Origin of the sequence: Nocardia sp. alder85J (assembly GCF_020176955.2) — a bacterium.
Classification (GTDB): domain Bacteria; phylum Actinomycetota; class Actinomycetes; order Mycobacteriales; family Mycobacteriaceae; genus Nocardia.
Genome location: NZ_JAIUCZ020000004.1, coordinates 466,431 through 487,990, shown reverse-complemented (window position 1 = coordinate 487,990; position 21,560 = coordinate 466,431). Strand labels below are relative to the sequence as shown.

The window sequence follows — 21,560 nt, the reverse complement described above, 5'->3', positions numbered from 1 at the left end:
CGGCAACACGCGCGCGAGGCACCCGCCTGCGAGACCCGTTCGCCGGACAACACCTGCGCATCCGCCGGACCGATCCGGCAGCGCTGCCGGCGGACGGCCGAGCGACAGCGCGACGGAATCGGCTGTGGGCCTGGGCCGCAGCGTTATTCGCTCTCGTCGACCGAGACCGGGCCGCCGCCGCGGATCGAGTACAGCAGGCCCTCCAGTTCGTCGGGCTTCACCAGCACGTCGCGGGCCTTGGAACCCTCGCTGGGACCGACGACGCCGCGGGTCTCCATGAGGTCCATCAAGCGGCCGGCCTTGGCGAAACCCACCCGCAGCTTGCGTTGCAGCATCGAGGTGGAGCCGAACTGGGAGCTGACCACCAGCTCCACCGCCTGCACGAACAGGTCGAGATCGTCGCCGATATCCGGGTCGATCTCCTTCTGCTGCTCGGCGGATTTGGCGGAGGTGACGCCCTCCTGGTACTCCGGCGCGGCCTGGTTCTTGGTGAACTCGACGACGCCGTGGATCTCCTCGTCGGAGATGAACGCGCCCTGCAAACGGGTCGGTTTCGAGGCGCCCATCGGCAGGAACAGGCCGTCGCCCATGCCGATCAGCTTCTCCGCGCCGGGCTGGTCCAGGATGACGCGGGAGTCGGTCAGCGACGAGGTGGCGAAGGCCAGCCGCGACGGCACGTTGGTCTTGATCAGGCCGGTGACCACGTCCACCGACGGCCGCTGGGTGGCCAGCACCAGGTGGATGCCGGCGGCGCGGGCCTTCTGGGTGATCCGCACGATCGCGTCCTCGACGTCGCGAGGGGCGGTCATCATCAGGTCGGCCAGCTCGTCGACGATGGCGAGGATGTACGGGTACGGGCGGTAGACGCGCTCGCTGCCCAGCGGGGTGGTGATCTCCCCCGACTTCACCTTCCGGTTGAAATCGTCGATGTGCCGGACCTTGCTGGCCTGCATGTCCTGGTAACGCTGCTCCATCTCCTCCACCAGCCAGGCCAGCGCCGCGGCGGCCTTCTTGGGCTGGGTGATGATGGGCGTGATCAGATGCGGAATGCCCTCGTAGGGCGTGAGTTCCACCATCTTGGGATCGATGAGGATCATCCGCACCTCGTCCGGCGTCGCGCGCTGCAACAGCGACACCAGCATGGAGTTCACGAAGCTCGACTTACCCGAGCCGGTGGAACCGGCCACCAGCAGATGCGGCATCTTCGCCAGATTCGCCGAGACGAATTCGCCCTCGATGTTCTTGCCGAGACCGATCACCAAGGGGTGCTGGTTCTTCCGGGTGGAGGGGGCCTTGAGCACATCGGCGAGGCGGACCAGCTCGCGGTCGGCGTTGGGTACCTCGATACCGACGGCGGACTTGCCGGGAATCGGCGCCAGCAGCCGGACATTGTCCGTGGCAACGGCATACGCGATGTTGCGGGCCAGCGCGGTGATCTTCTCCACCTTGACGCCGGGCCCGAGTTCGACCTCGTACCGGGTGACCGTCGGGCCGCGCACGAAACCCGTGACCGCGGCATCGATCTTGAACTGCACCAGCACCTCGGTGATCGCCTCGATCATCGATTCGTTGGCGGCACTGCGCTGTTTGGGCGGGTCACCGTCGACCAGCAGGGTGAGCGGCGGCAGGTGGTAGTCGCCGTCGACCTCGCGTTCGGCGACGAACTCCAGCTGCTGCGGCTCCGGGGGCGGCGGGGTCTGGTCGACCACCTTCGCCGCCCGCTTGGGTCTGGACCTGGGCTTCTCGGCCGCCTCGGCGGCAGCCCCGGCCGGGACGCTGGCCGCGGCCCCGTCGCCGGCGGCGTCGGGTCCGTCGTCGCCGCCGATCTCCTTGGCGTCGCGCAACGGCGGCTCGCCCAGCACCTCGGTGGCGGAGTCGGCGAACTCGTCGGCCGGGTAGTTCTCCGCCGGGGTGCGGCCGCGCCGGCGCGTCCGGGGCGAGTGGCTCGGCAGACCGTCCGCGTCGTGGGTCTCCGGGCCGTAGCGGTCGTAGCCGTCCTCCGGCTCGTCCGCGTAGTCGCCGAACCACAACTGCCGCAACCGCTGTGGCACCTCACGGACCGTGGTGCCGGTGAGCAACAGCACGCCGAAGGCCATGGCCAGCAACAACAGTGGCACCGCGAGCCAGGAGGTGAGGCCGTCGCGCAGCGGGCCGCCGACCACGTAACCGACGAAACCACCGGCGTGCGCGCGATCCTCGGGCTCGGTGGGCGCACCGGCGAGGACGTGCCACACGCCCAGCACCGGCAGACCGACCAGCAGGCCGCCGAGCACCAGCCGGGGCCGGATCTCCGGGCGCGGCTCGGTGCGCATCAACAGCACCGCGATCGCCGTGGCCACGAAAGGCACGGTGGCGGAGGCGGATCCGGCGATCCAGCGCACCACATCGTCGACGAAGTGACCGACCGGGCCGCCCGCGCCCAGCCACACCGCGGCCGCGATGACGATGCTGAAGGCGATGAGCCCCAGGGCGATTCCGTCGCGGCGGTGGCCGTGCTCGATCTCACCGCCGCGGCCCAGCGCCCGCGTGGTGGCGCCCAGTCCGCGGGCCAGCATGGTCCAGCCGTTGCCGATGCCGCGCGAGAAGACGGCCAGCGGCGCGGTATTCGAGGTGCGACGGGCCGGGCGGCGGGCAGGGGTGCGGCGCGGGGCCGCCGGCGTGCGTGGGCTGGTGCCGCGGGACCGGCCGCTCGCGCGGCCTCGGGCCGATCCGGTCGCCCCCGCCGGCGCGGCCCCGTCCCGCCCGGCTCTCGCCCGGGTGCGAGAGGTCGTGGTGCTGCGGGGCTTACCTGCCATGTCCCTCAGGCTAGCGGCACCGTCCCATCCAGACCATCCGCAACACCCACCTCACACATCTCATGAGCGACTCACCGGGGCACACACCGGCACGAACCGACGATTCGGACAGAGTTTCGGAAGCGGCCGTCGCACAGGAACGCACGAGTAGAATTTGCATATTCAATCGACAGATTCCGTTGCACCTGATGGGACATATGAACGACAACGATGTCCGAACAGGTCAGGCTCGACCGAGCATCGCCAGAACCTACGATTACCTGCTCGGCGGCCGTGACCACTACGTCATCGACGAAGAGTTCGGCAGATACTTCGAGAAGGTCCTGGCCGGGTCCGAGCAGATCGCCATCTCCAATCGCGGCGCGCTGGAGCTGGCCGTGCGGGCCCTCACGCACGCCGGGGTGGACCAGATCATCGACTTCGGCTGTGGCCTACCGGCACAGCGCAATGTGCACCAGATCGCCCGGGAGCAGGTCCCCGGCAGCCGGGTGGTGTACCTCGACAACGATCCGATCGTGGTCTCGCACGGCCAGGCCATGCTGGTCGTCGACGACGATGTCGCCGTCGTGCAGGCGGATGTGCGCGATCCGGAGTCGATCCGCAAACATCCCGAGGTGCAACGGCTGATCTCCTTCGATCGCCCGGTCGGCCTGCTGTTCAGTGTCGTGCTGGGCTTCCTGGAGGAGGACGCCGACCCGATCGGTCCCGTGCGGTACTGGGTGGATGTGCTGGCGCCGGGCAGTTTCGTCTACGTCTCCTGCTTCCGCGCCGGTGACAACCGGCGGACCGCGCTGGTCCAGGATCAGGTGCGCAAGGTGCTCGACCGCGGCAGCTGGCACAGCGACGCGACCATCGCGGCGATCTTCGAGGGCCTGGAGATGATCGGGCCCGGTGTGGTCCCGTGTGTGCAGTGGCGGCCGGACGGCAGTCCCGGCCCGGCGCCGACCGATTGGGAACAGCTGATCGTGTCCGGCCTCGCCCGCAAGAACTGAGCCCGCAAGAACTGAGCCCGAGCCCGCGACAGCCGAATTCGCGAGCGCGGGTGCGCGAGAACGGGATGTGCGCCGGGTTCAGATGCTGCGATCGCAGGCGTCGACCGCCTGCACCGCGGCCTCGGGCCCGGTCGCGTCCAGCCGGACCGCATTGCGGCCGAAGGCGTGCAGCACCAGCTCCGACGGCGGTCCGGTGAGCACCACCGGATCCTCGCCGGCGGCGGGCGAGTGCGCGATCACGCGCTGCCCGTCCGGGGTGGCCAGCGCGAGACCCACCGGCGACTTGCGGTAGGCGAGTTTCGCCATGCGGCGCAGCGTATTCCACAGCTCGGCCTCGTCGCTCGCGGGCAGTTCCCGTGGCTTCCACCCGGGTGCACCGCGCCGGACGTCCTCGTGGTGGACGTACATCTCGCTGAGGTTGACCAACGAGTCCAGCGGGCGCATCGGCGACCACCAGGGCGGACCGGTGCGGATCTGCTCGAGCAGCTGCTCGAACGGCCGCTGCGCCGCCTTGGCCTGCACCGAGTTCAGGTATCCGGCAAGCGGTTTCAGCATGATGCCGGGCGAGGCGTCCATCCGGCGCTCCCGGACCACCAGATGCGCGGCCAGATCCCGGACGGTCCAGCCCCCGCACAGGGTGGGGGCCTCGGGACCTGCCGCCGTCATGCTGTCGACCAGTGCAAGGCGTTCCCGCCGCGCCAGACTCATGCGCCGACCATAGCCCACGCCGGGCGCGGGCCGCTACCGCCGGATCGAGCCGGTGTCAGACCCCGATCACCGTCGGCACGATCATCGGCCGGCGCCGGTACTTGTCGGCCACCCAGCGGCCCACCACCCGTCGCACGCCCTGCGCGATGCGGTGGGTGTCGGTGATGCCCTCGCCGGCCAGCCGCAGCAGTTCGGCCTCCACCTGCTCCAGCGCGCCGGTCAGCGCCTCCGGATCGTCGGAGAAGCCGCGCCCGGACACCTCCGGATCGCTGACCGCCTTGCCGGTGGTCTCGTCGACGGCCACGGTGATGGCGATGAAACCGCCCTCGCCGAGGACCAGCCGGTCCGACAGGGTGGACTCGCCGACGTCGCCGACCGACAGGCCGTCGACGTAGACCTGACCGACCGGATACCGGCCCACGATCGAGGCGATGCCGTCGACCAGGTCGACCACCACGCCGTCCTCGGCCAGCATCACCCGCTCCTCCGGCACGCCGGTGGCGACGGCCAGCGCCGCGTTGGCGCGCAGATGCCGCCATTCGCCGTGCACCGGCATCGCATTGGTCGGCCGCACCGCGTTGTACAGGTACAGCAGCTCACCGGCGGAGGCGTGGCCGGAGACGTGCACCTTCGCGTTCTGCTGGGTGACCACCGAGGCGCCCAGCCGGGCCAGCCCGTTGACCACCGCGAACACGGCGTTCTCGTTGCCCGGGATCAGTGAGGAGGCCAGCACCACCAGATCGTCCGGGCGGATGTTGATCTGCCGGTGGTCGCCGCGGGCCATCCGGGACAGCGCCGACAGCGGCTCGCCCTGGGAGCCGGTGGAGATCAGCACCAATTTGTGACCGGGCAGCGTCGCGGCCTGGTCCAGATCGACGACCAGCCCGCTCGGAATCTCCAGATAGCCGAGGTCCTGCGCGATCTGCATGTTGCGGACCATCGACCGGCCGACGAAGCACACCCGGCGGTCGTAGCGCTGCGCGACGTCGACGACCTGCTGGATGCGGTGCACGTGGCTGGCGAAGGAGGCGACGATGACCCGGCCGCGTGCCTTGCCGATCACATTGTCGAGCACCGGGCCGATCTCGCGCTCGGGGGTCACGAAACCCGGCACCTCGGCATTGGTGGAGTCGACCAGGAACAGATCCACCCCCTGATCGCCGAGCCGGGAGAATCCGGCCAGGTCGGTGAGGCGGCCGTCCAGCGGCAGCTGGTCGAGTTTGATGTCGCCGGTGTGCAGGGCCAGCCCGGCCGGCGTGCGGATCGCGACCGCGATGGCGTCCGGGATCGAGTGGTTCACCGCGAAGTACTCACAGCCGAACGGGCCGTGCGTGGTCATCTCACCCTCGGTGACCTCCAGCAGCTTCGGCTGTAACCGGTGCTCACGGCATTTCGCGGCCACCAGCGCGAGGGTGAACTTGGAGCCGACCACCGGGATGTCGGGCCGCAGCCGCAGCAGGAACGGCACCGCGCCGATGTGGTCCTCGTGGCCGTGGGTGAGGATCACCGCGGCCACCTCGTCGATCCGGTCCTCGATCGGCCGGAAGTCGGGCAGGATCAGGTCGACGCCGGGCTGCTGGTCCTCCGGGAACAGCACGCCGCAGTCGATGATCAGCAGTTTGCCGCCGTATTCGAAAACCGTCATGTTGCGGCCGATTTCGCCGATGCCGCCGAGGGCGAACACCCGCAGGCCCTGCGCGGGCAGCTTCGGCGGCAGGCCACGCTGATGTGGATCCGGGGTGATCGCCTGGGGCACAGGCGGTTCCGAGCGACCGCGACCGGACTGCCGGCCCCGTCCGGCCCGGCGCGTCGACGACGCGCCACGATCGGCGGCCGCGGGTTCGGCCTGGCGCTCCCGGCCCGAGGCGCGGCGCGTGGGCTCGGCGGCGACCTCCGCCGTCGACTCCTCCCGGGCCGCGGACCGGCCGCGGCCGGTGGAACGCGCTGCGCCGGCGCCGGATTCGGCGGCCACCGGCTCCGGTGCGGATTCGGCGGGCGCGGTGGCGCGGGCGGCGCGCCGGCGGGCGGGCTGCTCGGGCTCGGCGGCGGGCGCGGCCGGCGGCGGCGCGGCGATCCGCGGCGCCACCGTCGGCGCGGGCTCGGGCGCACCGGCGGCGCGGGCGGCGGTTCTACGAGGACGACGCACAGGATCGGTCATGCAAGCACCCCCGCCTGTCGCAGGTCCGCGGCGATCGCGGCGGTCTGTTCGGAATTCGGCATCAGTTGCGGCAACCGCGGTTCTCCCACCTCGACGCCGAGCAACCGCAGCCCGGCCTTGCTCAACGCGACCCCGCCGACCCGGCTCATCGCCCGCGACAGCGGCAGCATGCCGGCATGGATCTCCCGGGCGCGCGCGACCTCACCGGCGGCATACGCGTCGCGCAACTGCACCAGCCGCTCCGGCACCAGATGTCCGACCACACTGATGAATCCGGCGGCGCCGACCGACAGCCACGGCAGATTCAGCACATCGTCGCCGGAGTACCAGGTCAGGCCCGTCTCGGCGATCAGTTCGGCGCCGGCGGCCAGATCGCCCTTGGCGTCCTTGACCGCGACGATGCGCGGATGCTCGGCGAGCCGGCGGAGGGTGTCGGGCGCGATCGGTATCACCGATCGTGGCGGAATGTCGTAGAGCGTCACCGGCAGCGCGGTGGCGTCGGCGATCGCGGTGAAGTGCGCGAGCAGCCCGTCCTGGGAGGGCCGCGAGTAGTACGGGGTGACCACGAGCAGGCCGTGCGCGCCGGCACGTTCCACGCCGCGGGCCAATTCGATACTGTGCGCGGTGTCGTAGGTACCCGCGCCGGCGATCACGGTGGCGCGGGCGCCCACCGCGTCGACGACGGCCTGCAGCAGATCGAACTTCTCCGATTCGGTGGTGGTCGGCGACTCTCCGGTGGTACCGGAGACGATCAGCAGGTCGACCCCGCGATCGACCAGTCGGGCCGCCAGCGCGACACCGGCATCGACATCGAGCTTCCCCTCGGGGGTGAAAGGGCTCACCATCGCGACACCGACCGTGCCGGAGGCGCGCAGCTCCGATTGCGTCGATACACCGTTCGTCATGGTCAGAAAGGCTACCCGGTCTCGGATACGACTTCGCACCGTTGTCCGCATCGGCGGCGGCGCGGCATCGCCGGTGACACACATCGGCGTCACAGACTTCTTGCGCGATGTCAATGATGGCGTCATCCTGGTGTCATGGACCTCGAGAAATACACCACCCGGCTACGGGAAGACCTGATCGTCGCGGCCGCCCTCGGCGATGAGAAAGCCCAGGCCACAGCCGCTGCCCTGGCCGCCGCCACCGAGAACGCCGCCCGGCTGACCCTGCTGGCGGCCCTGTCGGATCTGGCGGCCGAGATCAGCGCCGAACTCGGCGACCGCAGCGTGCACGTCTCGCTCGATGGCACCGACGCCACCATCGATGTCCGCCAGACCCGCGGCGAGCAGTCCCACCCCACCTTCGAGGAGATGACCGGCGACATCAGCCGGGTCACCCTGCGCCTGGTGGAGAATCTGAAGGCCCGCGCCGAGGAGGCCGCCGCCCAGAACGGGCAGTCGCTGAACTCCTGGGTCTCCGGAGCGGTGCAGGGCGCCCTGCGCGAGCAGCGCCGCTGGCACGGCTACGGCTGGCGCAACGACGAGGACGAGTAGCCGCGGGATCAGGTCGAAACCGTGACGTTCCCGTCGGTATCGATCTCGGTACGGCGGTCGTGTCGCGGGGAGTGCGCGAGGACGGTCGCCAGCACCCGGCGGCCCAGCGGCAACACCCGGACCGTCACCGAACCCGTGTTCGCCGCATCCAATTCCCTTGCCGCGGAATCGATCACACGCTGTCGCACCCATTGCGGAACGCCCGCGAATCCGCCGTCGTCGAGCAGCACCACCTCGACCCCGCGGGACCGGGCGCCGCGCGCGGCGCCGCTGAGCTCGTCGGTGACCAGTTGCGGCGCGCGCAGGCCGTCGCGCAGTTCGGCCTCCAGCAACCGGCACTCCTCCCGCTCGGCGGTGGTCAGTTCGGCGCCCTCGGCGATGCGCTCCAGGATCGGCCGGGCCACCCGGTCCAGCCGGTTCAGCTGACGCTGCCGTTCCCCGTCGGCGGCGGCCATCGTCGCCTCCGCCGCGGCGCGAATCGTCGCCTCCTCGCGCAGGATGCGCAGCGAACGCTGGGTCGGGCGCATGATCAGCGCGAACACCGACAACGCGATGAGCGTGCCGATCGGCACCACCGAACCCATCACGTCCGCGACGCGGGTGTCGGCCCGCACCGCCGCCACGATGATCACCGCCGTGACCCCGGCCATGCCGAGCCAGGCCGACAGCACCCGCCCGCGCAACACCAGCACCGACATCAGATACGACGAGGCGTAGGTGGTCCACATCATGTGATGGGCCGCGGCCGAGGTCAGATTGCCGACCGTCAACAGCGTCGCGATCGGCGGGGCGGCGGCCACGAACGCCGTCACCGGCAACGGCAGCGGGTCGACCGGGATCACCAGCACCACCGCGCCGGCCGCCAGCATCACCGCGGTCCCGGCCAGCACCGCCACCAGTGACGCGGCCGCCAGATTGCGGGCCATGTACAACATCATGGTCAGCTCCAGCATCAGCAGGAACAGCCAGGCCCCGCCGCCGCGCATCCCGAGCAGATCGCGCAGTCCGAACCGGACCTCGGCGTCGTCAGCAGCCACCGCCACCCCACACCAGCGTCACCGTCGTCCCCTCGCCGGGTTGTGATTCGACGAATCCGGCCCCGCCGGGCAGTTGCCGCATCCGGCCGAGAATGCTGACCGAGACGCCGAGCCGGTCCGCCGGGATGCGGGCCACGTCGAATCCGGCGCCGTCGTCGGCGAACACCAGCCGGATGCTGCCGGCGCTGATGGTGCAGGTGACCGTGCGCCCGACGATGCGGCCGGGTATCGCCGCGTGCCGCAGGCTGTTGCGGACCGCCTCGCCCAGTGCCGCGGCCACCGTCGCCGCCGCGTGCAGCGGCATCCGCAGATCGTCGAAACCGGGCCAGGTGCGGGTGGCGAACCGGACGCCGGGATTGACCTCCTGCACCGCCGAGCGCAGGAAGATCACCGCGGAGCGCGCGTCCAGCACATCGGGCTCGTGGACGTCGACGCGGATCTCGTCGAGCTGGGTGAGGGTGCGTTCGGCCTGCCGCCGCAGCACTTCCGAGGGTTCGCCACCGCGCGAGGCGTCCAGCAGCGTCGACAGCACCGCGTCGTGGATCAGCGCCGCGAACCTGGCGTGTTCGTGGTCGCGGGCGGCCGCCGCCGCGGCCGCGGCGGCCCGCCGGCCCGCCAGCGCCGACTCGCGGTCCACCCGCGCCGCCGCGCCCAGCGCCGCCGTGATCGCCCACAGGAACAGCGCCGACAGTCCGAACGCCCGCATCACCGTGGTCGTCACATCCGCCACGGTGAACGAATCGACGGTGTAGAAGCCCGCGAGCGCCACCGCCAGCGATACCACGATCAGGTAGGCGGTCGACACCGACAGCCGCCAGGCCAGGCCGGCGGCCAGCACACCCAGCGGCGCCATCCGGTACAGCCACACCACTTCGGCGTCCAGCGCGTGTGCGTGCAGGGCGAACGGCATGGTCGCCAGCGCCGCCAGATAACACAGCGCCGCCACCCCCGCCAGCCGGCGGATCGTGCGCGGCGTGGCGCCCAGCGAGATCAGCGCGAGGGCCGGTAGCAGGCCGAAGGCCAGCGCCGCGGAGGTAGGCGCCCACCAGGACGCCGCCGACCGGCCCTGCGCGGCGATCTCCGGCACCTCGGCCAGGCCCATGATCACCCCGGCCAGGCCCACCGACAGTCCCAGCCGCCGGATGATCCGGTCGAAAGCGACCACCGCCGTACTGGATTCGGTGACCAGGCGGCCCCGCCACCATGCTCCGGCGCGGCGCCACGGCCTCGGTCGCACGATCGGGGGCGCCACGGCTCCCGCGGCGGTCATGGGCGGGTGTTGCGCTCGGGTACCGGCAGCCATCCGTCCTCGACCGCCCGTTTGTACAGGTCGGTCTTGGTGGGAGCGGGACGGCCGGCGTCGGCGTACTTCTGCCGGATCCGGCCCAGGTAGTCGTTGACGGTCTGTTCGGACAGGCCCGTCATCCGTGCCACTCGGGAGGCCTTCTCCCCCGACGCGTACAGGGTGAGCACCTCCTGCTGCCGGGGGCTCAGGCCCACCTCCGACAGCTGCGGATCGCCGTCGATGGCGGCGGCCCAGTCGGTGGTCACCACCTGGCGGCCGGCGGCGGCCTCGCGCACGGCCTGCACCACCGTCCGCACGTCCTCGGATTTGCGGACCACGCCGAGCACCCCGGCGCGGGCCGCCGCGCGCATGAGATAGGGATTGTCGGCGCCGGTGAAGATCAGCACCTCCGCGCCCCGCTCCCGCAGCGCTCGCACATTCTGTTCCGGAGTGGAACCGTCGGCCAACCGCAGATCCAGCACCACCAGATCCAATTCCGGTGCCGCCGAGAGCAATTCACTCACCGTACCCGCGGTGGTCAGCAATTCCAGATCCGGTTCGCCGGCCAGCATCGCCGCCAGCCCGATCGCCACCGATTCGTGGTCCTCCACCAGCCCGATCCGGCGTGGCCGCGGCCGTTCGGCCGTACTTTCCGCTGTCCCGTCCACGAATCGAGTATGCCCGCGGCCGGGGGTCGCTTGTCAGCCACCAGAATTCGGGGGCCGAATTCACTGCGCGAGTTGCGCCGCCACGGTAGCGCCGAGTTCCCAGCACTTTTCGAGATCGTCCTTCGAGGGTTTGGCCATCACCACCACCGGCGCGGCGGACTTCACCCAGCCCAGGCCGGTCGTGATGCTCTCGACGCTGCGCTGCGCGCCCTCGGTACCCTCGTTGCCGTGCAGGTAGAGCCCGTACGGGCGGCCGCGGGTGGAATCCAGGCAGGGGTAATAACAAACGTCGAACGCGTGCTTGAGGGCTCCCGACATGTAGCCGAGATTCGCCGGGGTGCCGAGGATGTAGCCGTCCGCCTCCAGCATGTCCACCGGTGACACGGTGAGCGCCGGACGGCGCACCACCTCCACCCCCTCGATCTCGGGGTCCCGCGCCCCGGACAACACGGCCTCGAACATCGCCTGCGTGTGCGGGGACGGGGTGTGATGGACGATCAGCAGTCGCGGCACGCCCCCGAGCGTAACCGGCCGCATCACGGCGGCACCGGCGTGACGCTCGGACGCGATCTCCGTGACGCTCGGGGCAGTACCGCCGTACTGCCGGGACGCTCGGGCCGCACGCCGTGACGCTCGGGCGGCGATGTCCGCACTGCTCAGGCAGCGACGTCGGTGCTGTTCAGGATCGTGGCCAGATGGCCGCAGTAGCCGCCGACGATGTACGCGGTGTTGTGCTGGCCGGTGAGGTAGCCGATCACGTCCGCCGCGGCCTCGTCGTACCGCCGCCAGGTCCGGGCCGGATGCAGCCACCATTGTGGATCGCCCGGCTGCCACCGGTCGTGCCGCAGCCGATCGGCGAGATCCTCGGTCCAGCCGCCGAGTTCGGCGAAGGAGAACGCCGACATCGCGTCCGCGATCGTCCGCAGCGGGGAATCGGCCGGGCAGGAGGTGATGGTGTCCAGCGCGTTGGCGACCTCGAAATGCGGATGGGCCGGGTCGGCCCGCATCTGCCCGGCGATCCCCCAGCCGTACGGATTCGGATCGATCGAATCCCCTTCTCGCCGTAGCGGATTGGCCACGCATGCGGACCAGGCCACGACGCAGTCGGCGAATTCGCCGCGCGCCCTGGCCTCCAGGAAGCGGGAGATCACCTCCGCACCCAGGCTGTAGCCGAGCAGCCCGACGGGGTTGACGCGGGACCGGATCGACCGCACCAGCGCGTCGACCCCGGCGGCCACCGACTCGTCCTCCGAGGGACCGAGCGGATTGCCGTCCGGGCCGATGGGCCCGAGCGCCGCGGGATACGGGAGATCACCGGCGAGCGCGTACCGCGCGGGATCGAGTTCTCCGGTGACGTAGGTCAGCATGTTGTGCTCGCCGTCGAGCGGTTCGCTCGTGCCGCGGCAGGTGATGACATCGACCGTCATGGCCACCCTCCCGAGGGGGATTCGATGAAACCTCTACCGGCTATTCGTTGCCGCGACCGCCGTGGACACCGGAGCGTGCCGACCGGTGGTGAACGTTCAGCAGCCCCGCGACACCACCCGGTGCGGCGCCGCGGTCGGCTACCGTACCGACCGTGCCCTCCCGACCCCGTTTGCCGCGGTTGCCCGATCTGACCCCACCGGAGGACCCGCACCGCGGCTACACCCAGTACGAGATCCTCGCGGAACTGCGGCGGCTCGTGCTGAGCGGCAGCCTGCCGCCGGGCACCGGCCTGCCGCTGCGGGAGTTCTCGACACTGTTCGCCGTCAGCGCGATCCCCGTGCGCGAATCGTTACAGACGCTGATCGGCGAGGGGCTGGTGGAGCACCGGCCCAATTTCGGCTACACGGTCACCCGGCTCACCACCGCCGAGCTGCGTGAGCTCTACCTGGTGCGGGAGCGGCTGGAGTCGGCGGCGCTGGCGGCGGCCGCGCTGCGGGCCGGGGACGAGGACCATCGGCTCGCGGTCGAGGCGCATCGGCGGATGGAGCAGGCGGTGCTGGCCGACGACCCGGCCACTTATCACCGCGAGACCCGTAATTTCCACCTCGCGCTGACCCGGCCGTCGGGAATGGCCCGGCTGGTGCACATGCTCGAATACGCCTGGAACATCACCGAACCGGTCCAGCCCATGGTGCACACCAGCGCCGCGGAACGGGCCCTGTTGCAAGCCGACCATCATCGCCAGCTGGCGGCCTTCCTGGCCGGGGACGCCGAGGCCCTGCTCGCGGCAACCGAACAGCATCACGACCGGCTCAATCGCGTGGTGGCCGAGCTGCCCACCGATATCGGGCTGTTCGCCGATCCCGACACACCGTAGCGGGCAGGTCACCGGAAGATATACGACGGTTGCAACATACCGGCAATACCGGGCCGATACCGTCGAATCCATGGCGATCATGAGAATTCGCGTCGTCAATCCGAACACCACGGCGGCCATGACGGAGCTGGCCGGCGAGTGCGCCCGGGCCGTCGTCGCACCCGGCACCACCGTCGAGGCGGTGACCTCCACGACCGGTCCGGTCTCCATCGAGAGCCATTACGACGAGGCGCTGGCGCTGCCCGGACTGCTGGCCGAGATCGCCCGCGGCGAGGCCGACGGTGTCGATGGCTATGTGATCGCCTGCTTCGGCGACCCCGGACTGTACGCGGCGCGGGAGCTGGCCCGCGGCCCGGTGATCGGCATCGCCGAGGCCGCCATGCAGGCCGCCAGCCATCTCGGCCGCGGATTCAGCGTGGTGACCACCCTGGCCCGGACCATCGGGCAGGCCGAGGACCTGGCCGAGCGCTACGGCATGCGACGGTTCTGCCGGGGCGTGCACGCCACCGACATCCCGGTGCTGGAACTCGACGATCCCAAGGTCCGCACGGTGATCGCCGACGCCTGCCGGACCGCGGTGGCCGCCGACGGCTCCGATGCGGTCGTACTCGGCTGTGCGGGCATGGCCGACCTGTGTGAATACTTGACAGCAGAGATCGGGGTGCCGGTGGTCGACGGCGTCGCCGCCGCCACCCTCACCGTCCAGGCACTGGTCACAATGGGACTGAGGAAGTCCGGGCGGGGCGAGTTCGCCGTCCCGCCGCCCAAACCGTATACCGGGATGCTGTCCACCTTCGGGAGTAAGGGAGCGGTTCCATGAGCGAGGTCACCGGGCACCCGCACGGCGCGGCCGTCACCGGGGATAGCAGCGGAATCGCCACCGGGCCGGGTATCGCCGGGACCGGTGGCCGTCCGGGTCTGTCGCCGCAGTTCCTGGACTCGATCGCGGACCGGGTCCGCGCCGTGGATGCCGAGCTGGCCCGGCACTACCCCGGCGACCGGCCCGGGCAGCCGATCCACACCGCCTATGTCAGCGCCGCCGACGCGAGCAAGGAACTGCCGCACGAGTGGAGCGCGGCCGCGATGGAGCTGACCGACGACCACATCGACCTGCTGGCCGAGCTCGCCGACACCGATGTGCTGGCCCGGGTCCGGGATGTGTTGCAGCACCGCCCGATCCAGGATCTGCGGCTGGACTTCGAGGACGGCTACGGCATCCGCGAGGACGCCGTGGAGGACCGGGACGCGGTGCGGGCCGGGCAGATCCTGAACGCGCTGCCCGCGACCGTGGCCGTCCGCGGCATCCGGTTGAAGGGGCTGACCGGCACGGAATGGCGCCGGGCGCTGCGCACCCTGGAGCTGGTGCTCGACGGCGCCGGCGGGGTGCCTGCCGGATTCGTGTTCACCGTGCCCAAGTTCCGCGCGGTGGAGCAGGTCGACGTCGCCGTGCAGCTGTGCACGGCGCTGGAGTCGGCGCACGGATTGCCGCCGGGCACGCTGCGTTTCGAGTTGCAGGTGGAGAGCCCGCAGGCGGTGATCGCCGCCGACGGCACCGCCACCGTGGCCCGCGCGATCCATCGCAGCGCCGGTCGGTGTTCCGGATTGCATTACGGCACTTACGATTACAGCGCGGCCTGCGGCATCTCCCCGCAGTTCCAGTCGCTGGAACATCCGGCCGCCGACCACGCCAAGGCGGTGATGCAGGCCGCCGCCGCGCAGACCGGGGTGTGGGTGTGCGACGGCTCCACCCAGGTGCTGCCCGTCGGCGACGAGGACCAGATGGCGGCCGCGGTGTCCCGGCACTATCGGCTGGTGACCCGCTCGCTGCAACGCGGCTACTACCAGGGCTGGGACATGCATCCCGGACATCTGGTGACGCGCTGGCTGGCGACCTACGCCTTCTTCCGGGCCGCGATGCACACCGCCGTGCCGCGCCTGGACGGCTATCTGCAACGCCGCAGCGGTGGCATCGTCGACGAGCCCGCCACCGCGCAGGCGCTGGCGACGGTGGTGCTGCGCGGCCTGGACTGCGGGGCATTCGGCCCCGACGACGTCGAGGCGACGGCCGCGGCCGTGACCGTCGACGTGCTGACCGCATTGCGAGAGAGGACCCTGCCGACACCGTGAGTGGCACAACCGATACGGCGGACTACGACCTACCCGATTTCACGCTGCTGCCCGACCTGGCCGTCCGTCCGCTCGGCGGGGCCGTGATCTGGGCCAACGACGAATCCTTCGCGGAGAAGGAGAATCTGATCCGGCCGGAGGCCTCCGGCTTCCGGCCCGCCACCTTCGGCAACAAGGGTCAGGTCTACGACGGCTGGGAGACCCGGCGCCGCCGCGGCGCCGACGGCAACGCACCCGCGGCCGACGACTGCGACGAGGCGATCGTGCGGCTCGGCGTGCCGGGCGTGGTGCGCGGCGTGGTGGTGGACACCGCGTGGTTCAAGGGCAACTATCCGCCGGAGATCTCGGTCGACGGCCTCGTCGTCACCGGATTCCCGGCCGCGGCGCAGATCGCCGCGCGCACCGACTGGACGCCGCTGGTACCGCGCAGCAAGGTCGCCGGTGACACCGCCAACGCGTTCGACGTGCACGGCGACGGCCGGTTCACCCATGTCCGGCTGCGCATCCACCCGGACGGCGGCGTGGCCCGGCTGCGGGTCTACGGCGAGCCGAAACCCGATCTGCGCCTGGTGGATTCGGGCCCGATCGATCTGGCCGCACTGGAGTCCGGGGGCCGGGTCACCGACTGCTCGAACCGCTTCTACTCCCAGCCGCAGAACCTGTTGCTGCCGGACCGGTCCCGGGTGATGGGCGAGGGCTGGGAGACCGCGCGCCGCCGCGACAGCGGCAACGACTGGGTGCGGGTACGGCTGGCCGGGGAGGGGGTCCCGGACCTGGTCGAGATCGACACCTCGTACTACCTGTTCAACAGTCCCGGCGCGGCCACGCTGACCGGGATCCGCGCCGACGGCACCGAGGTGGAGTTGCTGCCGCGCACCGCATTACAGCCCGACACCCGGCACCGGCTGCCGCTCACCGCGGCCGAACCGGTCACCGAGGTGCGGCTGGACGTGTACCCCGACGGCGGCGTGGCCCGGCTGCGGGTGATCGGCGCCCTGACCGACGCCGCCCGGACCCGGCTGCGCGCCGAACTCCAGTGACCGCGACACGGCCGGGCCGCCCCGCCCGCGCCGGGAAAGGACCTCGCCGACATGACTGACCTCGACCCCGGCTATCCCCGCGACATGATCGGCTACGGCCCGACCCCGCCGCACCCGCATTGGCCCGGCGATGCGCACCTGGCCCTCAGTTTCGTGCTCAACTACGAGGAGGGCGGCGAGAACACCGTCCTCGACGGCGATCCCGGCTCCGAGACGTTCCTGTCGGATATCGTTCCGGCGCAGGCTTTTCCGGATCGCCATCTGAGCATGGAGACGATCTACGAGTACGGTTCGCGGGCCGGCCTGTGGCGGGTGTTGCGCGCCTTCGAAAGTCGCGGCATCCCGTTGACCATCTTCGGCATCGCCCGTGCGCTGGAACGCAATCCGGAGGCGGTGGCGGCGTTCAAGCGGCTCGACTACGAGATCGCCTGCCACGGCCTGCGCTGGATCTCCTACCAGGAGATCGACGTGGAGACCGAGCGGGCCCACATGGCGGAGGCGGTGGGGATCATCACCAAGCTGTTCGGCGAGCCGCCGCGCGGCTGGTACACCGGCCGCGACTCACCGCGGACCCGCGACCTGGTGGTCGAGCACGGCGGTTTCACCTACGACTCCGACTCCTACGCCGACGACCTGCCGTACTGGGTGCGGGTGCGCGACCGGGACCACCTGGTGCTGCCGTACACGCTGGAATCCAACGACATGCGCTTCGCCTCTCCCGCCGGCTTCGCCAACGGCGACGAATTCTTCACCTACCTGAAGGACGCCTTCGACGTGCTGTACGCCGAGGGTGCGGCAGGCGCCCCGAAGATGCTGTCGATCGGCCTGCACTGCCGCATCGTCGGGAAACCGGCCCGCGCGGCGGCCCTGCACCGCTTCCTGGACTACGTGCAGGGCCACGAGCAGGTCTGGTTCGCCCGCCGCATCGATATCGCCGAACACTGGCAGCGGGTCCATCCGCCGCGCTGAGTTCGGGCGAGTCGCGTTCCGGCCGGATGCCGCCCGGCGCCCGCCGTCGGCCATCACCGGGCGGCGGAGCGCGGGATCATGCTCGGCGGAACACCCTCTCGTGCCGCACCGCGGCACACGGCCGAACCGGCCTGCCGCGTCACTCGCCCCGGCGCTCGGCTCGCTCCAGATCGACTGCGCGGCGCATGATTTCGCGGGCACGGCTGCGGTCGCCGGCGTAGTCGTAGGCGCGGGCGACCCGGTAGTTGGTGCGCCAGTTGTCCGGGTCGGCCTCCCACTCCTGTTTGACGCGCTCGAACAGGGCGTCGGCGGTGTGCTTGACGATGCGGCCGGAGGGGCGGCGGGACAGTTCGGAGGTGTCCAACTCCAGGCCCTCGTCGTGCATGCGGCGGGCCAGGTGCTGGTGGGCCAGGGCGGCGCGGACGCTGGTCACGACCACCCAGACGCCGATGATCGGCAGGATCAGCACGCCGATGCCGATGCCGATCGCGGCGGGCTTACCGGTGCCGAGCAGGTCGAACGCGATCCGGCCGAGCACTATGAAGTAGAACGCCAGCGCCACCACGAGGAAGGCGATCAAGGCGACGACCCGGCTCACCCGGCCGCCGGTACCTTCCTGGTCGGAGGCGGTCATCGGGCGACCTCGATTGCCGGATACACGGTCGGCCGCTTATCGATGCGAACCCGCGGAATCCGGATACCTGCCGCCGGGGAGCCCGCGGGTCGGGCCGTGGCGAGGCCGAGGTGGCGGGTCGGCGTCGAGGCGAGGTGGCCGCTCACAGGCCCAGCAGGGGGTCGATGCCGACGGTGAGGCCGGGGCGGCCCGCGATCTGGCGGACGCCGAGCAGCACGCCCGGGACGAAGGAGGTGCGGTCGATCGAATCGTGGCGGATGGTGAGGGTTTCGCCCTGGGTGCCGAACAGCACCTCCTGGTGGGCGACCAGGCCGGCCAGGCGCACCGAGTGCACGCGCACCCCGTCGACGTCGCCGCCGCGGGCGCCGTCGAGAGCGGTGGTGGTGGCGTCGGGGCTGCGGCCGACCCCGGCGGCCTCGCGGGCGGCGGCGATCAGGTTCGCGGTGCGGTACGCGGTACCGGAGGGTGCGTCGGCCTTGTTCGGGTGGTGCAGTTCGATGATCTCGACCGAATCGAACCAGCGCGCGGCCTGCTCGGCGAACTTCATGGTCAGCACGGCGCCGATCGCGAAGTTGGGGGCGATCAGCACGCCGACCCCGGGGTGGTCGGCCAGCCGGGCACGCAACTCGGCCAGCCGCGTCTCGTCGAAGCCGGTGGTGCCGACGACGGCGTGGATGCCGTGGTCGATGAGCCACTTCAGGTTCGGCATCACCACATCGGGGTGGGTGAAGTCGACGACGACCTGGGTGCCGGCCGCGGTGAACGTCTCCAGCGCATCGTCCTTGTCGACCCGCGCCACCAGTTCCAGATCGGCGGCCGCCTCGACAGCCGCGCAGATCGCCTGCCCGACCTTGCCCTGCGCGCCGAGCACACCCACCCGGATCCGGTTCGTGGTCACCTGCCAACTCCTCACATGCCTGCGGATCGATGTTCGTTCCGTTCCAGAGCCTATCGGTCCGGACATCCGCGACCGGCACACCGGTCAGGTGATGCTGGGCGCACCGGACCACCGGCCACAGCGGAGCCGGCCGCTGCGTCGGCCCAGCCGGTCGCCACCGGGCTTCCGGCAAGTCACGGGCGCCTCCCGCGCCACCCGGCCGCACCGCGAATCCGGTACGAGCCTGCTTCCGGGCACGCGGTGCGACGACCGTGCTCCAGCGGGTGCGATCAGTCGAACAGGATCACCTGACGCAGCCCGTGGCCCGCGGCGAGTTCGTCCATCGCGTGGTTGACCTCGTCCAGGCCGATGTGGGACGAGATCAGGCGTTCGACCGGCAGCCGGCCCTCCCGCCACATGCGCACGTATTCGGGGATGTCGCGCGACGGCACCGCCGAACCGAGGTAGCTGCCGACGATCGAGCGCCCCTGGGCGACCAGGCCCAACGGTGAAATACTTGCTCGCGCTTCGGGATTCGGCAGGCCGACGGTCACGGTGACGCCGCCGGGGGCGGTCGCGGCCACGGCGGTCTCGAAGGCGCGGACATTGCCCGCGGCCTCCACCACCACCTCCGCCTGGACATGCTGTTCGGCCAGTTCGGCCGGGGTGTACACGCGGGTCGCACCGAGTTCGGTGGCCAGGGCCAGCTTCTCCGGCAGCGTGTCGACCGCGATGACCTCGTTGCCGGACTCCTTGTGCAGCGAGGCCGCCACCAGCACCGCCGCCATGCCGACGCCGCCGAGGCCGACCACCATGATCCGATCGCCGGGGCCGGGTTTCGCGGAGTTCAGCAGGGCGCCGCCGCCGGTGAGTACCGCGCAGCCCAGCACCGCCGCGATCTCCGGCGGGACATCGTCGTCGACGGGGACCACCGACCGGCGGTCGACGACCGCATGGGTGGCGAAACCGGAGACGCCGAGGTGATGGTTGACCGGCTCACCATCGCGCAGCAACCGGCGGCCGCCCGCGAGCAGTTCCCCGGCGTTGTTCGACATGCTGCCCGGTACGCACGGGGTGCGGCCGCCGGAGGCGCAGCCCTCGCACGTCCCGCAGCGCGGCAGGAAGGTCATCACCACCCGCTGCCCGACCGCGAGGTCGCCCTCACCACCGACCCGCTCGATCCGCCCGGCCGCCTCGTGCCCGAGCAGCATCGGCAGCGGCCGCACCCGGTTGCCGTCGACCACCGAGAGGTCCGAATGGCACAGACCGGCCGCCTCGATCCGCACCAGCAGTTCGCCGGGGCCGGGGTCGGCGAGGTCGAGTTCCGAGACGACGATCGGCTTCGAGTCCGCGTACGGCGTGGACGCCCCGATCTGTTCCAGTACGGCTCCGCGAATCCTCATGGACCCGACGCTACCGCCGACCTACGACAGCCCACCAGAGCGGGCTCACCGCCCGCGGGCGGGCGCACCCACCGAGGACGAACGGCCGCATCGCATGCCTCCGAAACCTGGCGAGCCGGGCGTGGCACCGCGCAGCGAGCGGTCGCAGCTGTGCCCGGCCCGCCCCTGAGCCGACGACGCCGAGCCGGGACACCAGCGCGGGACCGGTGCAGCGCAAGAACAGGCCGGTCGGCGGGGACAACGTGCCATCGGACCGGATCGGCCACACCGGGACCCGATGATCGACGCGCAGCCGGCCGGTTGGGTCGCGTCCGATCGGCACAGCAGGTGGGGGCCGATCGGCGCGGCGGGATAATGCGAGCGACTCGATCACTCCGACGGGCCGACCGCTTTCGAGGACTGGGACCGGACTATGAACAGCAGCATCGCTCCGACTCGTGGTTTCCACGACGTGATCACCGGTTCCTTCGGCCGGCTCGCCCGGGTCTACGACACCGCCGTCGTGCAGCAGGTGTTCTACCGGCCCCCGCAGGACGAGGCGATCGCCGAGCTGCGCCGCAACCGGTCCCGCCGGATCGCCGACATCGCCTGCGGCACCGGCATTCTCGCCGACCGGATCCAGCGGGAGTTGCAGCCGGATCAGGTGTTCGGGGTGGATGCGTCCCCGGGCATGCTGGAGCAGGCCCGCGCCCGGACGCCGCTGGTCACCTGGTTGCAGTCGACGGCGGAGCAGCTGCCCTTCGACGACGGTGCGCTCGACGCGATCGTCACGACCACCGCGTTCCACTTCTTCGACCAGCCGGCCGCCGTGGCCGAATTCGCCCGGGTGCTCGGCGTCGGCGGCCTGGTGGTGATCGCCACCGCGCACCCCACCGGCGTGGTGGCGCGGGGGCTGCGGCAGTTCACCCGCAGCACCCTGGCCCCGGCCCACGCGCCGGCGCCGGGTGAGACTCGGGAACTGTTGCGGGACAGGGGTTTCGATGTGCTCGATCAGCGTAAGGTGCACCGGCCGCTGCCGGACCGGTTGATCCCGGACGTGATCACGGTGGGCCGCAAGCGCTGACGC

General features: G+C 71.1%; 20 protein-coding genes. 8 read left to right on the top strand and 12 right to left on the bottom strand.

Annotation, left to right across the window (positions count from 1 at the left end; all coding sequences use genetic code 11):
• Nucleotides 1-143: 143 nt before the first annotated feature.
• Entirely contained in the window at nucleotides 144-2,795 is a 2,652-nt protein-coding gene (locus LBW94_RS18215; RefSeq protein ID WP_225057205.1) for a DNA translocase FtsK, read from the bottom strand.
• A gap of 197 nt (nucleotides 2,796-2,992) precedes the next feature.
• On the opposite strand from LBW94_RS18215, the gene LBW94_RS18210 reads away from it, so the two are divergent.
• A complete protein-coding gene (locus LBW94_RS18210) occupies nucleotides 2,993-3,787 on the top strand; it encodes an SAM-dependent methyltransferase (RefSeq protein ID WP_225057206.1) in 795 nt (264 codons plus the stop codon).
• A gap of 78 nt (nucleotides 3,788-3,865) precedes the next feature.
• Here the strand turns inward: LBW94_RS18210 and LBW94_RS18205 are convergent, their stop codons facing one another.
• Genes LBW94_RS18205 through dapA form a run of 3 tightly spaced genes read right to left on the bottom strand, consistent with a single transcriptional unit; the run spans nucleotide 3,866 to nucleotide 7,558 of the window.
• Complete coding sequence (locus LBW94_RS18205) at nucleotides 3,866-4,495, bottom strand: TIGR03085 family metal-binding protein (RefSeq protein WP_225057207.1); 630 nt, start codon at nucleotides 4,493-4,495, stop codon at nucleotides 3,866-3,868.
• Between the two features lie 55 nt (nucleotides 4,496-4,550).
• Nucleotides 4,551-6,653: a ribonuclease J gene (locus tag LBW94_RS18200; RefSeq protein ID WP_255634117.1), complete on the bottom strand. Its 2,103-nt coding sequence runs from the start codon at nucleotides 6,651-6,653 to the stop codon at nucleotides 4,551-4,553.
• Nucleotides 6,650-7,558 carry a 4-hydroxy-tetrahydrodipicolinate synthase gene (gene dapA, locus LBW94_RS18195; RefSeq protein ID WP_225057208.1) on the bottom strand — a complete coding sequence of 303 codons (909 nt, stop codon included), beginning with the start codon at nucleotides 7,556-7,558 and terminating at the stop codon, nucleotides 6,650-6,652. The genes LBW94_RS18200 and dapA overlap by 4 nt, the downstream gene beginning before the upstream one ends.
• A gap of 135 nt (nucleotides 7,559-7,693) precedes the next feature.
• Here dapA and LBW94_RS18190 point away from each other — a divergent pair, with 135 nt between their 5' ends.
• Nucleotides 7,694-8,149 carry a toxin-antitoxin system HicB family antitoxin gene (locus LBW94_RS18190; RefSeq protein WP_225057209.1) on the top strand — a complete coding sequence of 152 codons (456 nt, stop codon included), beginning with the start codon at nucleotides 7,694-7,696 and terminating at the stop codon, nucleotides 8,147-8,149.
• Nucleotides 8,150-8,157: 8 nt separating this feature from the next.
• Here the strand turns inward: LBW94_RS18190 and LBW94_RS18185 are convergent, their stop codons facing one another.
• The 5 genes from LBW94_RS18185 to LBW94_RS18165 form a co-directional block, all read right to left on the bottom strand.
• Nucleotides 8,158-9,186 (bottom strand): hypothetical protein, encoded by a 1,029-nt coding sequence (locus LBW94_RS18185; RefSeq protein WP_225057210.1) that lies wholly within the window; start codon nucleotides 9,184-9,186, stop codon nucleotides 8,158-8,160.
• On the bottom strand, nucleotides 9,176-10,456 hold the full coding sequence (locus LBW94_RS18180; RefSeq protein WP_225057211.1) for an ATP-binding protein: 1,281 nt from the start codon (nucleotides 10,454-10,456) through the stop codon (nucleotides 9,176-9,178). Before LBW94_RS18180 ends, LBW94_RS18185 begins: the two co-directional genes overlap by 11 nt.
• Nucleotides 10,453-11,139 carry a response regulator transcription factor gene (locus LBW94_RS18175; protein ID WP_225057212.1) on the bottom strand — a complete coding sequence of 229 codons (687 nt, stop codon included), beginning with the start codon at nucleotides 11,137-11,139 and terminating at the stop codon, nucleotides 10,453-10,455. Before LBW94_RS18175 ends, LBW94_RS18180 begins: the two co-directional genes overlap by 4 nt.
• Nucleotides 11,140-11,199: 60 nt before the next feature.
• Nucleotides 11,200-11,676: a flavodoxin family protein gene (locus LBW94_RS18170; protein ID WP_255634145.1), complete on the bottom strand. Its 477-nt coding sequence runs from the start codon at nucleotides 11,674-11,676 to the stop codon at nucleotides 11,200-11,202.
• 119 nt (nucleotides 11,677-11,795) lie between these two features.
• A complete protein-coding gene (locus tag LBW94_RS18165; protein ID WP_225057214.1) occupies nucleotides 11,796-12,566 on the bottom strand; it encodes a PE-PPE domain-containing protein in 771 nt (256 codons plus the stop codon).
• Nucleotides 12,567-12,718: 152 nt separating this feature from the next.
• Here LBW94_RS18165 and LBW94_RS18160 point away from each other — a divergent pair, with 152 nt between their 5' ends.
• The 5 genes from LBW94_RS18160 (at nucleotide 12,719) to puuE (ending at nucleotide 17,580) form a co-directional block, all read left to right on the top strand.
• A complete protein-coding gene (locus LBW94_RS18160; protein WP_416276914.1) occupies nucleotides 12,719-13,444 on the top strand; it encodes a GntR family transcriptional regulator in 726 nt (241 codons plus the stop codon).
• Nucleotides 13,445-13,523: 79 nt separating this feature from the next.
• Nucleotides 13,524-14,264 carry an aspartate/glutamate racemase family protein gene (locus tag LBW94_RS18155; RefSeq protein ID WP_225057283.1) on the top strand — a complete coding sequence of 247 codons (741 nt, stop codon included), beginning with the start codon at nucleotides 13,524-13,526 and terminating at the stop codon, nucleotides 14,262-14,264.
• Nucleotides 14,261-15,571, top strand: coding sequence for a DUF6986 family protein (locus tag LBW94_RS18150; RefSeq protein WP_225057215.1), 1,311 nt, complete (start codon nucleotides 14,261-14,263; stop codon nucleotides 15,569-15,571). The genes LBW94_RS18155 and LBW94_RS18150 overlap by 4 nt, the downstream gene beginning before the upstream one ends.
• Nucleotides 15,568-16,611, top strand: coding sequence for an allantoicase (gene alc / locus LBW94_RS18145; protein WP_225057216.1), 1,044 nt, complete (start codon nucleotides 15,568-15,570; stop codon nucleotides 16,609-16,611). Before LBW94_RS18150 ends, alc begins: the two co-directional genes overlap by 4 nt.
• Before the next feature lie 51 nt (nucleotides 16,612-16,662).
• Entirely contained in the window at nucleotides 16,663-17,580 is a 918-nt protein-coding gene (puuE, locus tag LBW94_RS18140) for an allantoinase PuuE (RefSeq protein ID WP_225057217.1), read from the top strand.
• Between the two features lie 139 nt (nucleotides 17,581-17,719).
• On the opposite strand, the gene LBW94_RS18135 is transcribed toward puuE, so the two are convergent.
• The 3 genes from LBW94_RS18135 to LBW94_RS18125 all read right to left on the bottom strand — a co-directional run bounded on the left by LBW94_RS18135 (nucleotide 17,720) and on the right by LBW94_RS18125 (nucleotide 20,494).
• Nucleotides 17,720-18,214 (bottom strand): hypothetical protein, encoded by a 495-nt coding sequence (locus LBW94_RS18135; protein ID WP_225057218.1) that lies wholly within the window; start codon nucleotides 18,212-18,214, stop codon nucleotides 17,720-17,722.
• A 142-nt stretch (nucleotides 18,215-18,356) separates the two neighbouring features.
• The gene (gene dapB, locus LBW94_RS18130) at nucleotides 18,357-19,112 is read right to left on the bottom strand and encodes a 4-hydroxy-tetrahydrodipicolinate reductase (RefSeq protein WP_225057219.1); all 756 of its coding nucleotides are present in this window, start codon (nucleotides 19,110-19,112) and stop codon (nucleotides 18,357-18,359) included.
• 269 nt (nucleotides 19,113-19,381) lie between these two features.
• Nucleotides 19,382-20,494 (bottom strand): alcohol dehydrogenase catalytic domain-containing protein, encoded by a 1,113-nt coding sequence (locus tag LBW94_RS18125; protein WP_225057220.1) that lies wholly within the window; start codon nucleotides 20,492-20,494, stop codon nucleotides 19,382-19,384.
• A gap of 412 nt (nucleotides 20,495-20,906) precedes the next feature.
• Between LBW94_RS18125 and LBW94_RS18120 the strand changes: the two genes are divergently transcribed.
• On the top strand, nucleotides 20,907-21,557 hold the full coding sequence (locus LBW94_RS18120; protein ID WP_225057221.1) for a class I SAM-dependent methyltransferase: 651 nt from the start codon (nucleotides 20,907-20,909) through the stop codon (nucleotides 21,555-21,557).
• The last annotated feature ends 3 nt before the right edge of the window (nucleotides 21,558-21,560 follow it).

What these genes read in the sequence shown, in the direction of transcription:
- LBW94_RS18215 (WP_225057205.1), bottom strand. Translation starts at nt 2,795, where the DNA reads ATGGCAGGTAAGCCCCGCAGCACCACGACCTCTCGCACCCGGGCGAGA.
- LBW94_RS18210 (WP_225057206.1), top strand. Translation starts at nt 2,993, where the DNA reads ATGAACGACAACGATGTCCGAACAGGTCAGGCTCGACCGAGCATCGCC.
- LBW94_RS18205 (WP_225057207.1), bottom strand. Translation starts at nt 4,495, where the DNA reads ATGAGTCTGGCGCGGCGGGAACGCCTTGCACTGGTCGACAGCATGACG.
- LBW94_RS18200 (WP_255634117.1), bottom strand. Translation starts at nt 6,653, where the DNA reads ATGACCGATCCTGTGCGTCGTCCTCGTAGAACCGCCGCCCGCGCCGCC.
- dapA (WP_225057208.1), bottom strand. Translation starts at nt 7,558, where the DNA reads ATGACGAACGGTGTATCGACGCAATCGGAGCTGCGCGCCTCCGGCACG.
- LBW94_RS18190 (WP_225057209.1), top strand. Translation starts at nt 7,694, where the DNA reads ATGGACCTCGAGAAATACACCACCCGGCTACGGGAAGACCTGATCGTC.
- LBW94_RS18180 (WP_225057211.1), bottom strand. Translation starts at nt 10,456, where the DNA reads ATGACCGCCGCGGGAGCCGTGGCGCCCCCGATCGTGCGACCGAGGCCG.
- LBW94_RS18170 (WP_255634145.1), bottom strand. Translation starts at nt 11,676, where the DNA reads ATGCGGCCGGTTACGCTCGGGGGCGTGCCGCGACTGCTGATCGTCCAT.
- LBW94_RS18165 (WP_225057214.1), bottom strand. Translation starts at nt 12,566, where the DNA reads ATGACGGTCGATGTCATCACCTGCCGCGGCACGAGCGAACCGCTCGAC.
- LBW94_RS18155 (WP_225057283.1), top strand. Translation starts at nt 13,524, where the DNA reads ATGAGAATTCGCGTCGTCAATCCGAACACCACGGCGGCCATGACGGAG.
- LBW94_RS18150 (WP_225057215.1), top strand. Translation starts at nt 14,261, where the DNA reads ATGAGCGAGGTCACCGGGCACCCGCACGGCGCGGCCGTCACCGGGGAT.
- puuE (WP_225057217.1), top strand. Translation starts at nt 16,663, where the DNA reads ATGACTGACCTCGACCCCGGCTATCCCCGCGACATGATCGGCTACGGC.
- LBW94_RS18135 (WP_225057218.1), bottom strand. Translation starts at nt 18,214, where the DNA reads ATGACCGCCTCCGACCAGGAAGGTACCGGCGGCCGGGTGAGCCGGGTC.
- LBW94_RS18125 (WP_225057220.1), bottom strand. Translation starts at nt 20,494, where the DNA reads ATGAGGATTCGCGGAGCCGTACTGGAACAGATCGGGGCGTCCACGCCG.
- LBW94_RS18120 (WP_225057221.1), top strand. Translation starts at nt 20,907, where the DNA reads ATGAACAGCAGCATCGCTCCGACTCGTGGTTTCCACGACGTGATCACC.